The 14,550-nt window shown below is 59.8% G+C and carries 13 protein-coding genes; 11 read left to right on the forward strand and 2 right to left on the reverse strand.

Translation table 11 applies throughout. From position 1 onward, the window contains the following. Positions 1-9: 9 nt before the first annotated feature. The 6 genes from cheR (at position 10) to MJP36_RS09255 (ending at position 5,206) form a co-directional block, all read left to right on the forward strand. Positions 10-837 (forward strand): protein-glutamate O-methyltransferase CheR, encoded by an 828-nt coding sequence (cheR, locus tag MJP36_RS09230; protein ID WP_060756330.1) that lies wholly within the window; start codon positions 10-12, stop codon positions 835-837. A 233-nt stretch (positions 838-1,070) separates the two neighbouring features. After that, entirely contained in the window at positions 1,071-1,478 is a 408-nt protein-coding gene (gene flgB / locus MJP36_RS09235; RefSeq protein ID WP_060756329.1) for a flagellar basal body rod protein FlgB, read from the forward strand. A 3-nt stretch (positions 1,479-1,481) separates the two neighbouring features. Continuing rightward, complete coding sequence (flgC, locus tag MJP36_RS09240; protein ID WP_060756328.1) at positions 1,482-1,925, forward strand: flagellar basal body rod protein FlgC; 444 nt, start codon at positions 1,482-1,484, stop codon at positions 1,923-1,925. Positions 1,926-1,941: 16 nt separating this feature from the next. Next, a complete protein-coding gene (gene flgD, locus MJP36_RS09245; RefSeq protein WP_060756327.1) occupies positions 1,942-2,673 on the forward strand; it encodes a flagellar hook assembly protein FlgD in 732 nt (243 codons plus the stop codon). 31 nt (positions 2,674-2,704) lie between these two features. Next, a complete protein-coding gene (gene flgE / locus MJP36_RS09250) occupies positions 2,705-4,015 on the forward strand; it encodes a flagellar hook protein FlgE (protein ID WP_244385212.1) in 1,311 nt (436 codons plus the stop codon). 156 nt (positions 4,016-4,171) lie between these two features. Then, the gene (locus MJP36_RS09255; protein WP_244385213.1) at positions 4,172-5,206 is read left to right on the forward strand and encodes a hypothetical protein; all 1,035 of its coding nucleotides are present in this window, start codon (positions 4,172-4,174) and stop codon (positions 5,204-5,206) included. Positions 5,207-5,323: 117 nt separating this feature from the next. Here MJP36_RS09255 and MJP36_RS09260 read toward each other — a convergent pair whose 3' ends face one another. After that, entirely contained in the window at positions 5,324-8,218 is a 2,895-nt protein-coding gene (locus MJP36_RS09260) for a ribonucleoside-diphosphate reductase subunit alpha (RefSeq protein ID WP_090369079.1), read from the reverse strand. A gap of 647 nt (positions 8,219-8,865) precedes the next feature. Between MJP36_RS09260 and MJP36_RS09265 the strand changes: the two genes are divergently transcribed. Both MJP36_RS09265 and MJP36_RS09270 read left to right on the forward strand, forming a co-directional pair. Continuing rightward, positions 8,866-9,591: a response regulator gene (locus MJP36_RS09265; protein ID WP_244385214.1), complete on the forward strand. Its 726-nt coding sequence runs from the start codon at positions 8,866-8,868 to the stop codon at positions 9,589-9,591. Further along, on the forward strand, positions 9,588-11,198 hold the full coding sequence (locus MJP36_RS09270; protein WP_244385215.1) for an ATP-binding protein: 1,611 nt from the start codon (positions 9,588-9,590) through the stop codon (positions 11,196-11,198). Before MJP36_RS09265 ends, MJP36_RS09270 begins: the two co-directional genes overlap by 4 nt. Positions 11,199-11,244: 46 nt before the next feature. Here MJP36_RS09270 and MJP36_RS09275 read toward each other — a convergent pair whose 3' ends face one another. Continuing rightward, positions 11,245-11,961 (reverse strand): 4'-phosphopantetheinyl transferase family protein, encoded by a 717-nt coding sequence (locus MJP36_RS09275; RefSeq protein ID WP_090369083.1) that lies wholly within the window; start codon positions 11,959-11,961, stop codon positions 11,245-11,247. A 136-nt stretch (positions 11,962-12,097) separates the two neighbouring features. Here MJP36_RS09275 and MJP36_RS09280 point away from each other — a divergent pair, with 136 nt between their 5' ends. From MJP36_RS09280 to MJP36_RS09290, 3 genes are read left to right on the forward strand one after another with little or no spacing between them, the layout of a single operon-like run. Further along, complete coding sequence (locus tag MJP36_RS09280; RefSeq protein WP_060756321.1) at positions 12,098-12,406, forward strand: hypothetical protein; 309 nt, start codon at positions 12,098-12,100, stop codon at positions 12,404-12,406. A gap of 18 nt (positions 12,407-12,424) precedes the next feature. After that, the gene (locus tag MJP36_RS09285; protein ID WP_060756320.1) at positions 12,425-13,102 is read left to right on the forward strand and encodes a response regulator transcription factor; all 678 of its coding nucleotides are present in this window, start codon (positions 12,425-12,427) and stop codon (positions 13,100-13,102) included. Further along, on the forward strand, positions 13,099-14,445 hold the full coding sequence (locus MJP36_RS09290; protein ID WP_060756319.1) for an ATP-binding protein: 1,347 nt from the start codon (positions 13,099-13,101) through the stop codon (positions 14,443-14,445). The genes MJP36_RS09285 and MJP36_RS09290 overlap by 4 nt, the downstream gene beginning before the upstream one ends. The last annotated feature ends 105 nt before the right edge of the window (positions 14,446-14,550 follow it).

Consider the following 14,550-nt stretch of genomic DNA (forward strand, 5'->3'; position numbering starts at 1 on the left):
GCGGTATCATTGTCTACGGGTAATTTGGATTTCGAACAGTTCCGGGTCTTCCTGGAAAAGGCCTGTGGCATATTGCTCGGTGAAAACAAGCAGTACCTGGTATCCAGCCGTCTCAACAAGCTGATGGAGCAGCAGGGTATCAAGTCGCTGGGCGAGTTGGTTCAGCGCATCCAGGGACAGCCGCGCAGTGGGCTCAAGGAAATGGTGGTCGATGCGATGACCACCAACGAGACCCTATGGTTTCGCGACACCTACCCCTTTGAGGTGCTCAAGAGCAAAGTGCTGCCGGAGGCTATCAAGGCCAGCCCGGGCCAGCGCCTGCGCATCTGGTCGGCGGCGTGCTCTTCGGGGCAGGAACCGTATTCGATCTCGATGTCTATCGATGAGTTTGAGCGAACCAACATGGGCCAGCTGAAGGCGGGGGCACAAATTGTTGCCACCGACTTGTCCGGCACCATGCTGACCAATTGCAAGACCGGCGAATACGACAGCCTTGCTCTGGGGCGTGGGCTTTCCCAGGAGCGCCTGCAGCGTTACTTTGAGCCTAAAGGGGCAGGGCGATGGGCGGTCAAGGCGCCGATCAAGAATCGCGTGGAGTTTCGCTCGTTCAACCTGCTCGACAGCTATGCCAGTCTGGGCAAGTTTGACATGGTGTTTTGCCGCAACGTGCTGATCTATTTCTCGGCCGAAGTGAAGAAAGACATCCTGTTGCGCATCCACGGCACCCTCAAGCGTGGCGGCTACCTGTTCCTGGGGGCTTCAGAAGCGTTGAACGGTTTGCCGGATCATTACCAGATGGTGCAATGCAGCCCTGGGATCATCTACCAGGCGAAGTGATGCACCCTTGAACAAAAAAATGGGAGGCCCCACACAGGCCTCCCATTTTTTCGCCTCAAAGCGGCAACATGCATTGCCGCTTTACTGGCTTCACGCGGAAGTCCATTGCCGCTTTTCTGGCATTGCCGCTTAACAGCATCCAGCAAACCCTTGAAATACGGGCCTTCGAAGAATTGGCATGAGCCTTGCTATAACCCAGATACGAAAAGCAGGTCAGCCTAAAGGTTTCCGCCATGAGCATCAGCTTCGATAAAGCGCTCGGTATCCACGAACAAGCCCTGGGCTTCCGCGCCCAGCGTGCCGAAGTCCTGGCCAACAACATTACCAACGCCGACACCCCGAACTACAAGGCTCGGGATCTGGATTTCTCCGCTGTGCTCGCGGCGCAGCAGGACAAGACCAAGAACGGCACCTTTGCCTTGAATATGACCAATAGCCGGCATATCGAAGCACAGGGCCTGAGCAGTGGTGATGAGGCGTTGTTGTATCGCACGCCGATGCAACCGTCGATCGACCAGAACACCGTCGACGCCCAGCTGGAGCAATCGGCCTATGCCGAGAACTCGGTGAACTTTCAGGCCAGCTTCACCCTGCTCAACAGTAAATTCAAAGGGCTGATGTCAGCCCTGCGTGGAGAGTAAGCCATGTCCCTGTCCAGTGTTTTCAATATTGCCGGCAGTGGCATGAGCGCGCAGACCACGCGTTTGAACACCGTCGCCAGTAACATCGCCAACGCCGAGACCGTGTCTTCGAGCATCGACCAGACCTACCGCGCCCGTCACCCGGTGTTCGCCACCATGTTCCAAGGTGGCCAGGGCAACGGCAGCGATTCGCTGTTCCAGAATCAGGATGCCGCAGGCTCCGGCGTGCAGGTGTTGGGTGTGGTCGAAGACCAGAGCAACCTTGAGGCCCGCTACGAGCCCAACCACCCTGCTGCGAACGAAAAGGGCTACGTGTACTACCCCAACGTCAACGTGGTCGAGGAAATGGCTGACATGATCTCCGCCAGCCGCTCGTTCCAGACCAATGCGGAAATGATGAACACCGCCAAAACCATGATGCAGAAGGTCCTGACCCTGGGTCAGTGATAAGGGGCGCCAAATAATGGCCATTGTTGATACCACTAATCCAGCCAACACGCCGGTTCAGGACCTGTTCAATACCAAGGTCAAGACGGCGACAGACAACAGCAGTCTCAATAACGCTGCCAAGGCCGCCACGGGTAACCAGGCACTGGGCAAGGATGCGTTCATGCAACTGCTGGTGACCCAACTGAAAAACCAGAACCCGCTGTCGCCCCAGGATAACGGCGCGTTCGTGGCGCAACTGGCCCAGTTCAGCAGCCTGGAAGGCATCAACACCCTGAATGACTCGGTGAATGCGATCTCCAGCAACTTCAGCTCGTCGCAGGCGCTGCAAGCCTCGTCGTTGGTCGGGCGCTCGATCATCACCCAGACCGACAAAGCGTTGGTCGATACCAGCAAGAGCATGACCGGCTCGGTGGCGGTGACGGCAGCGACGGGTAACGTCTCCGTCAAGATCACCGACAAGGATGGGAACGTGGTGCGCACCATCGATATGGGCGCCCAGAGTGCCGGTAATAGCAGCTTTATCTGGGACGGCAAGAACGACAAGGGTGAAGTCGCTCCAACGGGCACCTACACCTTCAACGCCACCTACAAGAATGACAAGGGCGACTCTGCTGCCCTGTTGACTTCGCTGCCCGCCACGGTGACCAGCGTGACATTGAGCAAGACCGGCGGCGAGATGCTGCTCAACCTTGCAGGTGGCATGGGCAGCGTCAAGCTGTCGCAAATTCAGACTATCGGTACATAGAGCCGGCTAAATACGGCAGAGGGAGAGAAACATGTCTTTTAATATCGGCCTTAGCGGCCTCTATGCGGCCAACAAACAGCTGGACGTGACCGGTAACAACATCGCCAACGTTGCGACCACCGGCTTCAAAACGTCGCGTGCAGAATTCGCCGACATCTACGCAGCTTCCAAGCTGGGTACTGGCCAGAACAGTGTCGGCAGCGGTGTGAGCCTGGCAGCCGTGTCCCAGCAATTCACCCAGGGTGATGTCGTCGGCAGCGGCGGCCTGTTGGATATGGCGATCCAGGGGGGCGGCTTCTTCGTCCAGAAGGGCAGTGACGGGTCGCTGGAATACACCCGTAACGGTTCCTTCCACTCGGATAAAGACGGCTTCATCGTCAACAACACCGGTACCTCGCGCTTGCAAGGCTACGCGGCGGATGCCAATGGCAACATTATCAAGGGCGCCCTGACCGACTTGCAATTGAACCTGTCGAACCTGCCGCCCAAGGCCTCCACCAAAGTGGACTCCCAAAGCAACCTGAACTCATCGTCGCCGGTGATCGACCAGACGGCCACACCGTTCGATCCCACCAAGTCCGAAACCTTCACGACCCAATACAACACCACCTTGTATGATAATCAGGGCAACTCACATTCGATGGTGCAGTACCTGGTCAAGACCGGTGGCAATACCTGGAATTCCTACACCCTAATCGATGGCCGCAACCCCGATGGTACGGCGCCGACGGGCACGGGCTCCACACCGCCGGTTGCTTCGACCTTGAGCTTTGACGGCGCAGGCAAACTCACCGGGATCGTTACTGGTGGCGCGTCCAGCACTACGCTGACCATTGCCAACTGGACCCCAGGTACAGTGACCAATGGTGTGTGGACGCCAAACGGCGCGACGGCCAACCCGACCGGTATCGCCATCAACATGGCTAACATCACCCAGTACAACTCGGCCACCTACCGTAACCCACCGGTCACCGATGGTTACGCCACCGGCCAGATTACCGGCTTGAACATTGATGGTAGCGGCGTGCTGTTCGCAACATTCAGCAACCAGCAGAGCAAGGCGATCGGCCAGCTCTCCTTGGCCAGCTTCAACAACGAGCAAGGCCTGCAGCCGGCCGGCAGCACCACCTGGAAAGAGACCTTCGCCTCGGGCCAGCCGGGTTATGACAACCCGCAAGCCGGTACCCTGGGTTCGATCGTATCCAAATCCCTGGAGAGCTCCAACGTCAACCTGACCAACGAGCTGGTGGACCTGATCAAGGCCCAGAGCAACTATCAGGCGAACGCCAAGACCATCTCCACCCAGAGCACGATCATGCAAACCATTATCCAGATGACCTGATGCATCTGGGTTGGCATGCAGTCTGAACAGGCCCCTCGTTTGAGGGGCTTTTTTTTGCGTGGGAAAACGCCCGCTGAGGAGTAAAGGAATGCTGTGGAACGCCTGAGTCCTGAATCGCCACTGAGTAGGCCAGTGACTCAATGGAGAGGCTTGGGAATGTGGAATTCAGGTGTAGTGGGGTTCGAATATGGGCGCGTGGGTTCCACGCCGGGTGTAGTGCCAGCACCGTCGCCACCTGTCGCGCCTGTTGATGAAGCGGGTGCGATCAAGAAGCTGCTCAACGAGCTGTTTGACGCCGAGCAAGGTTCCAAGTCCCAGACGGCCCGGGACGTGCGCGACAAACTCAATGCGCTGCGCGAGAAGCTGGGCGACGAGAAATTCAAGGCGCTGATTGACGAGCTGATCGCAGAGGCTTCCGCGCAGTTTCGTGAGTTTCTCAAGCGACTGTTGAAGGAATGGTTTCCGGATGCGGATGACGCCCCGCCCAGCCCATCACCGGTGTCGCCAGGCAGTGGTGGTCGTGGTCCTGGCGTGCCTAGAAGCGATTTCGGCCCCAGTGAATCCATGAGCAACAAGCCCATTACCGAAGGGGCGAAACATTTCAACTACAAGCCGGACTACAGTAATCCGGGGAAGAAACCGGACAACATCTGGAGTGGGTTCAGTCAGGGGCCGGACGGCAATTGCATCACGGTTTCCGCGATAAAGGCGGCGATGATGCAGTACGGCCAGAAGCCCACCGATGTGTACAAAGAGGTCAAGGAAAATGGCGACGGTTATGACGTGACCATGCGCGATGGCTTCAAGCTGTACTTGTCCAAGGGCGAGTTGCAACTTGCAGCGCGAGAGGCACGCTTCAGGGGGGATGACCCGCAAATGATGACCGACGCAAACTTCATGTATGCCGTGAGCGCAAAGCGGGCTCAAATGGAAAACAACGATGGCACTGCCGGACGCAGTTACCGGGCTGCATTGAACAGCTTGAACAACGGGGAAGACAGCCGGGAAGGTTTGGATCGTTTGGGGCTCAAAGGACGTTACCGGCCGGCAACTGACTCGGACTTGAGAAACAGCAAGGTGGGCACGGTGGAGTACAACGGTCACTCGATGGCCGTGATCAATGGCCGGATCGAGCTGTGGGGGCAGCGAGGTGGAGCGCCCAGGTCGGGGCTGGCGACCGTCTTGTTCTAAGCGGCCTGTCCGACTAAAGAAAACCCCCGAAAAGAAAACCCCCGATAAACCCCATTGCAGCCAGGGTCTATCGGGGGTTTTTCAATCCCGGCTGTTCAAGCCCGGGACCGGTTCAGCTTATTGGCAAGCTTCGCAATCCGGCTCATCGATCGCGCAAGCCTTTGGCACGGGGGCCGGGCCGGCTGGCGCTGCGAGAACCGAATCATCACCGTGGTTACCGCTGGAAACAGCGTTCAGCTTACCGGTGTTGATGGTCGACTTCTCGGTGCTGGTCGCGGCCAGGGCACGGAGGTAGTAAGTGGTTTTCAGGCCACGGTACCAAGCCATGCGGTAGGTCACGTCCAGCTTCTTGCCCGATGCACCGGCGATGTACAGGTTCAGCGACTGCGCCTGGTCGATCCACTTCTGACGACGGCTGGCGGCGTCAACGATCCACTTGGTGTCCACTTCGAAGGCCGTCGCGTAGAGCTCTTTGAGTTCTTGCGGGATGCGCTCGATCTGCTGCACGGAACCGTCGTAGTACTTCAGGTCGTTGATCATGACCGAGTCCCACAGGCCGCGGGCCTTGAGGTCGCGAACCAGGTACGGGTTGATCACGGTGAATTCGCCCGACAGGTTCGATTTCACATACAGGTTCTGGTAGGTCGGTTCGATCGACTGCGACACGCCGGTGATGTTGGCGATGGTGGCGGTCGGTGCGATGGCCATGATGTTGGAGTTACGAATGCCTTTCTGCACACGGGCACGTACCGGTGCCCAGTCCAGGGTTTCTTTCAGGTCAACGTCGATGTACTTCTGGCCACGGGCTTCGATCAGGATCTGTTGCGAGTCCAGCGGCAGGATGCCCTTGGACCACAGCGAACCCTGGAACGTCTCGTAGGCACCGCGCTCGTCGGCCAGGTCGCAGGACGCCTGGATCGCGTAGTAGCTGACCGCTTCCATGGACTTGTCGGCGAACTCGACCGCGGCATCCGAACCGTACGGAATGTGCTGCAGGTACAGCGCGTCCTGGAAGCCCATGATGCCCAGGCCCACTGGACGGTGCTTGAAGTTGGAGTTCTGCGCCTGTGGTACCGAGTAGTAGTTGATGTCGATAACGTTATCGAGCATGCGAACGGCAGTGTTGACGGTACGTTCCAGTTTGGCGGTGTCCAGCTTGCCGTTGACGATGTGGTTCGGCAGGTTGATCGAGCCCAGGTTGCAAACGGCGATCTCGTCCTTGTTGGTGTTCAAGGTGATCTCGGTGCACAGGTTCGAGCTGTGGACCACGCCGACGTGCTGTTGCGGGCTGCGCAGGTTGCATGGGTCCTTGAACGTCAGCCATGGGTGGCCGGTTTCGAACAGCATCGACAGCATTTTGCGCCACAGGTCTTTGGCCTGGATGGTCTTGAACAGCTTGACCTTGCCTGGGTACTCGGTGAGGGCTTCGTAGTACTCGTAGCGCTCTTCGAAGGCTTTGCCGGTCAGGTCGTGCAGGTCCGGTACTTCGGATGGCGAGAACAGGGTCCATTTGCCGTCATCGAAGACGCGCTTCATGAACAGGTCAGGGATCCAGTTGGCCGTGTTCATGTCGTGGGTACGACGACGGTCATCACCGGTGTTCTTGCGCAGCTCGATGAACTCTTCAATGTCCATGTGCCAGGTTTCCAGGTAGGCACACACAGCGCCTTTGCGCTTGCCACCCTGGTTGACCGCGACGGCGGTGTCGTTCACGACTTTCAGGAACGGTACAACGCCCTGGGACTTGCCGTTGGTGCCCTTGATGTACGAACCCAGTGCGCGCACCGGCGTCCAGTCGTTACCCAGGCCGCCAGCGAATTTGGACAGCATGGCGTTGTCGTGGATCGCGTGGTAGATGCCCGACAGGTCATCCGGCACGGTGGTCAGGTAGCAGCTGGACAGCTGTGGACGCAGGGTACCGGCGTTGAACAGGGTCGGCGTTGACGACATGTAGTCGAACGACGACAGCAGGTTGTAGAACTCGATCGCACGGTCTTCTTTGTGCTTCTCTTCGATCGCCAGGCCCATGGCCACGCGCATGAAGAACACTTGCGGCAGTTCGAAGCGCACACCGTCCTTGTGGATGAAGTAACGGTCGTACAGGGTTTGCAGGCCCAGGTAGGTGAACTGCTGGTCACGCTCGTGATTGATCGCCTTGCCGAGTTTTTCCAGGTCGAAGGAGGCCAGGACCGGGTTCAGCAATTCGAATTCGATACCCTTGGCGATGTAGGCCGGCAGGGCCTTGGCGTACAGGTCGGCCATCTCGTGGTGGGTGGCGCTGTCGGCCACGCCCAGGAAGCCCAGGCCTTCGGCGCGCAGGGTGTCCATCAGCAGGCGCGCGGTCACGAACGAGTAGTTCGGCTCACGCTCGACCAGGGTACGGGCGGTCATCACCAGGGCGGTGTTGACGTCGGTCAGGGCCACGCCGTCGTACAGGTTCTTCAGGGTTTCACGCTGGATCAGGTCGCCGTCGACTTCTTCCAGGCCTTCACAGGCTTCGGTGATGATGGTGTTCAGGCGGCCCAGGTCCAACGGTGCAAACGAACCGTCGGCCAGGGTGATGCGGATCGACGGGTGAGCTTGCACCGCAGCTTCTTCAGCGGGGGAGCGCACGGCACGTTCCTTGGCGCGCGAGTCACGGTAGATCACGTAGTCGCGAGCGACTTTCTGCTCGCCGGCACGCATCAGGGCCAGCTCGACCTGGTCCTGGATTTCTTCGATGTGGATGGTGCCGCCCGAAGGCATGCGACGTTTGAAAGTCGCGGTGACCTGTTCGGTCAGGCGGGCAACGGTATCGTGGATGCGCGACGAGGCAGCAGCGGTGCCGCCTTCAACTGCAAGAAACGCTTTGGTGATGGCGACGGTGATTTTGTCATCGGTGTAAGGAACGACAGTGCCGTTACGCTTGATCACACGCAGTTGGCCGGGTGCAGTGGCGGACAGATCCAGGTTTGAATCAGCGGCCTGCGGCACGGAGCCTTGCGGGTTCTCGCGAGTTGTGTCGGTTTGCATGGGGGGTTGTCTCCACGTTCTATATTTGATTGCGAGTGCCAGGCTTTTCCTGCAACACCCGTACCGTTTTCCATGTCGGGGATGGAGAACAGATGCCATCCGCGTGAGCGGTTTGGTCTACTGAAAATCTGTTGGTTCCACGTCGCGCTAACAAATAAAGCGCTTGAGTTTCGAGCCACTTGTGTGGTTAGGCACTTTGCTCGAAAACCCTACATGTAGGGTCTCGTTTGTCCTCGAGGTACAAGATAATGCGTTTTTGAGGGGTTAGCAACGGAGTAACCTGTGGATAAGGTTGTGAGTAAAATGTGTAAGAAAGGTCGAATGCCCGTGTAGGCCGCGTTACTGCTGGATTGCACCGTTTGTCATTAAATGTTTCGGGTGCAAAACAACCGAGCCTTTTTCGAAGGGCGCGAACCCTATCACAAAAAAATGCGATCACCGAGTGGATTTCCGGGCTTGTGCGCAAGGGCAGGCCCGTGGCTACAATCGGCCTCTGTTATGCCCTCTGAACATTACAAATAAGGTGTGGCCGGCGAAGATCAGCATGTGGGAGAAGCATGTGAGAGAAGCATGTGGGAGATAGACACGCTTGCTCCCCTATCCGGCCGCATTGTCATAACGACTCTCTATCGCGACGAGGATCACCCGTGGAGCAAGAGGCCTGGCAAATACTGATTGTCGAGGACGACGAGCGATTGGCCGAGTTGACCCGTGATTACCTGCAGAGCAACGGCCTGCAGGTGTCGGTGGAGGGCCATGGCGCCCGGGCTGCGGCGCGTATTATCGACGAACAGCCGGACCTGGTGATCCTCGACTTGATGCTGCCCGGCGAAGACGGCTTGAGTATCTGTCGCAAGGTGCGTGCGCGCTACGACGGGGTGATCCTGATGCTGACCGCCCGTACCGATGACATGGATCAGGTGCAGGGACTGGACTTGGGGGCGGATGACTATGTGTGCAAACCCGTGCGCCCACGCTTGCTGCTGGCGCGCATTCAAGCCCTGCTGCGGCGCAGCGAGCCGACGGAAGCCGGCGTTGTGGAGAACCAGCGTCGCTTGCAGTTTGGTCCCTTGGTCGTGGACAACGCCCTGCGCGAAGCCTGGCTGCATGACGGCGGCATCGAACTGACCAGTGCCGAGTTCGACCTTTTATGGCTGCTGGTGGCGAATGCCGGGCGTATCTTGTCCCGCGAAGAAATCTTCATTGCCCTGCGCGGCATCGGCTACGACGGCCAGGACCGCTCCATTGATGTGCGTATCTCGCGTATTCGCCCGAAAATAGGCGACGACCCGATCCACCCACGGCTGATCAAGACCATCCGCAGCAAAGGCTACCTGTTCGTCCCCGAAGCCGCTGCCGATATGCCGCTGTGAACTCGATCTTCCTGCGCATCTACGGCGGCATGTGTGCGGCGCTGATTCTGGTGGCGCTGCTGAGCGTGCTGGCGCTGCACCTGCTCAACGAGGTGCGCAGCGGGCAATACCGCGAGCGCCTGGCCCACGGCACCTTCGCGTTGATGGGGGACAACCTGCAACCCATGAGCGCCATCGAGCGTCAGCGTGCCCTGGCGGTGTGGGAGCGTTTGTTGGGCATCCCCCTGGAACTGCGCAGCCTCAGCGATGCGCAGCTGGACCTTGCCCAGCGCAATCGCCTGCAACGCGGCCAGGTCCTGGTGCAGCAGACCGGGCCGCATGCCGCGCGGGTACTGCGTTTGGTCAGTGAGAAAGAGTCGTTGGTGCTGACCGGCGAAGTGCAGCAGATCAGCGAGCAGCTGGCGCGTGCAACGATCTACCTGTTGGCCGATGAACTGGTGCGTTACCCGGTGGCGGAGCAGCCGCAGCGTTTGGCCGACCTAAAGGAAGCCAAGGGCTTTGGCTTCGAAATGCACCTGATGACCCTCGATCAGGCTGATATGGATGAGGATCAGCGCCGTCGTGTGTCGGAAGGCGATACGGTGATGGCGCTGGGTAAAGGCGGTGATTCGATTCGCGTGTTCGCCGGTATGGTCGGTACGCCATGGGTCCTGGAACTCGGCCCGCTGTATCAAATGAACCCTTACCCGGCGCAGTGGCTGATCCTGATCGCGTTGGTCAGCCTGACCCTGATCGGCTTGATCGTGTATTTCCTGGTGCGCCAGCTCGAGCAGCGCCTGCGCGGGCTGGAAGCGGCGGCCACGCGTATTGCCAAAGGCAGCCTGGAGGTGCGTGTGCCGGCCCGCGGGGCGGACTCGGTCGGGCGTCTGGCGGCAGCCTTCAATGGCATGGCCGAGCATCTGCAGCAGTTGCTGGCGATCCAGCGCGAACTGGTGCGCGCGGTGTCCCACGAACTACGTACCCCGGTGGCGCGCCTGCGCTTTGGCCTGGAGATGATCGGTGACGCCGCCACCCCCGAGGCGCGGCGCAAGTACGTGGACGGAATGGACAGTGATATCCAGGACCTCGATGGCCTGGTGGACGAAATGCTCACCTATGCACGCCTGGAGCAAGGTGCGCCGCAACTGAGTTTCCAGCGGATCGACCTCAGCGCGTTGCTCGATCAGGTCATCGGCGAATTGTCGCCACTGCGCCCGCAGATCAGCGTGAGTCGGGGGGCCTGCCTGTCCTCGGCGCATTGGGACGACGCTTGGGTCGACGCCGAACCGCGTTACCTGCATCGGGCTTTGCAGAACCTGGTGAGCAATGCCATGCGCCATGCTCAGGGCCGAGTGTTGATCAGCTATCAGGTGGGGCAGGTGCGCTGCCGTATCGATGTGGAAGATGACGGCCCGGGCGTGCCGGAAAGTGCATGGGAGCGGATCTTCACACCCTTTCTGCGCCTGGATGACAGTCGCACCCGGGCCTCGGGTGGGCACGGCCTGGGTTTATCGATCGTACGGCGGATCATCTATTGGCACGGCGGGCGCGCCTTGATCAGCAAGAGCAACAACCTGGGCGGGGCATGCTTCAGTCTGAGTTGGCCCAGGGATCAGGAGAAATCCTGAAACCGCGATCTCCTGTGGGAGGGGGCTTGCTCCCGATAGCGCCCTATCAAGCGCCGATAGCCACCAGGCTCAATAACTGATCCCCATCCACCGCATACTGCCCCTCCAATACCTTGCCGTGGCACCACTCGGCCGACAGGTCCGTCAGCAGGCGCAAGCGCACATGGCCGGCTTCGGACCACTCCAGCACCTCGGCATGCTCAAAGTAGAAACGCTGCTGCACAATCGGGTAGAGCGCCTTGAACAGGCTTTCCTTGAGCGAGAACGTCAGCGTCACCAACCGGGCGATCTGCTCACGCGGCAGGGCGGCCATGCGTTGCAGTTCATCGGCGGTGAGAATTTCCCCGGCCAGGCGCTCGGCCCGCTCCAGGCTCAGCAGGTTCTCCAGGTCCATCCCCAGCCCACGCCATTGCGCCTTGTACCCGACGATGGCGGCGGCATGTCCGGTGCTGTGGGTGATGGAGCCGCTGATATGCCCTGGCCACACCGGCGCACGGTCTTCGCCGATGGCCGGGACGCAATCGAGCTGATCCAGTTGTTGCAACGCCGTACGCGCACACAGCCGGCCGGCAAGGAACTCGGCCTGGCGCTTGGCCACCGAGCGCTGGATGCTAGCCGGTGGCGGCACGGCGCTGCGCTGGAAGTCGCCGGCCTTTAATAAGGTGGGGTCGAAGCGGGTGCTGAGAAACACCGTATCCGGCAAGGGTTCGGGTAGGGGCCAATGTGCATCGAGCGGGGTGCAGCAAGCGGGTAGGGGCGTCATGGGCGGTATTTTGCTTCAGTTGGCACGTCAGTGGATAGCCCGCAACGGTTCAGGTGCGGTTCAGAGCCCGTTCAGGGGGAGTTCAGGGGCGCCTGCGTAGTCTGGCACCCATAGCCAAATGCGTAGAGGTAACCCCATGACTGCGATCAAACAGCTGCTGTTGGCCTTAACCATGCTCAGCGCCACTGCCGGAGTGCAGGCTGCGGACGGCTCCTTTGCCGCGTTCGGCGGCGAGAAAACCAAGAAGTCCGGCAACCTGATCCACCGTGTCAGTTTCGACGACGCAGGCAGCCAGGCTGCGCCGTGGGGCCAGTCGCTGGGGCAGACTGCCCCGCAGCCGGGTTACCGCACCGGCTACGAACACCTGACGGGCCAATACAATGGCATTAAACTGCGCCCGCAAGACCTGCAGGGCCGCTATGATATCCCTCTGTCGGACAGTTGAATCGCCTTGGAGAGCCTTATGAAATTGCTGGTGGTGGAAGATGAGGCGCTGTTGCGTCATCACCTGTTGACCCGCCTGACCGACAGTGGGCATGTGGTCGAAGCCGTGGCCAATGCCGAAGAAGCCTTGTACCAGACTGGCCAGTTCAATCACGACCTGGCCATCATCGACCTCGGCCTGCCCGGCATGGGCGGTCTGGACCTGATCCGCCAATTGCGCACCCAGGCCAAGAGTTTCCCGATCCTGATCCTCACGGCCCGGGGCAACTGGCAGGACAAGGTCGAAGGCTTGGCCGCCGGTGCCGACGACTATGTGGTCAAGCCATTCCAGTTCGAAGAACTGGAGGCGCGCATGAATGCCCTGTTGCGCCGCTCCAGTGGTTTCACCCAGTCCACGATCGTGGCGGGGCCGCTGTTGCTGGACCTCAACCGCAAACAGGCTTCCCTGGATGAGCAACCCTTGGCGTTGACCGCTTATGAGTACCGTATTCTCGAGTACTTGATGCGCCACCATCAGCAGGTGGTCGCCAAGGATCGCCTGATGGAGCAGCTCTATCCCGATGATGACGAGCGTGATCCGAACGTTATCGAAGTGTTGGTGGGCCGCCTGCGTCGCAAGCTGGAAGGCCCGGCGGGGTTCAAGCCGATCGATACCGTGCGTGGCTTGGGTTACCTGTTCAATGAGCGCTGCCGTTGATTCGCTCGCTACGTGTGCGCTTGATGCTGGCGGCCGCGACCCTGGCCGTGCTGTTTATGTTGGGCTTGTTGCCCGCCATGCAAGGCGCTTTCAGCTTGGCGTTGCAGGACTCCATCGAGCAGCGCCTGGCGTCGGATGTGACCACCCTGATTTCTGCGGCACGCGTCGAAAACAACCGCTTGCTGATGCCCGCGCAGTTGCCCGATGAGCGTTTCAACCTCACCGACAGCCGGCTGCTGGGCTATATCTATGACCGCGAAGGCCATCTGGTGTGGCGGTCGCGGGCAACCCAGGAAGAAAACATCAACTACCGGCCGCGTTACGATGGGCGTGGCAACGAATTTGCGCGTATCCGCGAAGCCGGTGGCCAGGAGTTCTTCGTGTATGACGTCGAGGTCAAGCTGCTGGGAGGCAAAAGTGCCGCGTTCAGCATCGTCGCGTTGCAACCGGTACGCGAATATCAACTGACCCTTGAGGGGCTGCGGGAAAACCTCTACCTGGGCTTCGGCGCGGCCTTGCTGGTGCTGTTGACCTTGCTCTGGCTGGGCTTGACGTGGGGGCTGCAAGCCCTGCGACGCCTGAGCCAGGAGCTGGACCAGATTGAAAGTGGCACGCGCGAAAGCCTCACCGAAGAACACCCACGCGAACTGTTGCGCCTCACCGGCTCCCTCAATCGGTTGCTGCACAGCGAGCGTGAGCAGCGTACCCGCTATCGCGATTCCCTCGACGACCTCGCCCACAGCCTGAAAACCCCGCTGGCGGTATTGCAGGGCGTGAGTGAAGACATGGCGCAGCGTCCCGAAGAACGTGGTCAGGCCATGGTTCTACAATCGCAGATTGAACGTATGAGCCAGCAGATCGGCTACCAGCTGCAACGTGCCAGCCTGCGCAAAAGTGGCCTGGTGCGCCACCAGGTGCATCTTGCGCCGGTGCTGCAAAGCCTCTGCGACACACTGGGCAAGGTGTACCGCGACAAGCGCGTTACCGTGTCCTTCGACTTGCCGGACGAGGGTTATGTGCCCATCGAGAAAGGCGCCCTGCTCGAAATGCTCGGCAACCTGCTGGAAAACGCCTATCGCCTGTGCCTGAGCGAAGTGCGTATCAGCCTGGTAGAAAATCTTGCCGGCACTGAGCTGTGTATCGAGGACGATGGCCCCGGTGTGCCACCGGATCAGCGCGCACGGATTCTGCAAAGGGGCGAACGGCTGGACCGTCAGCATCCGGGGCAGGGCATTGGGCTGGCGGTGGTCAAGGACATTATCGAAAGTTATGGCGCACGCCTGACTTTGGGTGATTCGGCGTTGGGCGGCGCGGCGTTCAAGATTCACTTCCCGGCTGTGTGATTTTTTGGTGGCCGAACTGGCCTCATCGGGGGCAAGCCCCCTCCCACATTTTGATTTGTGAACACATTCAAGGGTAGGAGGGGGCTTGCTCCCGATGGCGTCAGT

This window comes from Pseudomonas palleroniana, from assembly GCF_022836895.1.
GTDB lineage: Bacteria > Pseudomonadota > Gammaproteobacteria > Pseudomonadales > Pseudomonadaceae > Aquipseudomonas > Aquipseudomonas palleroniana.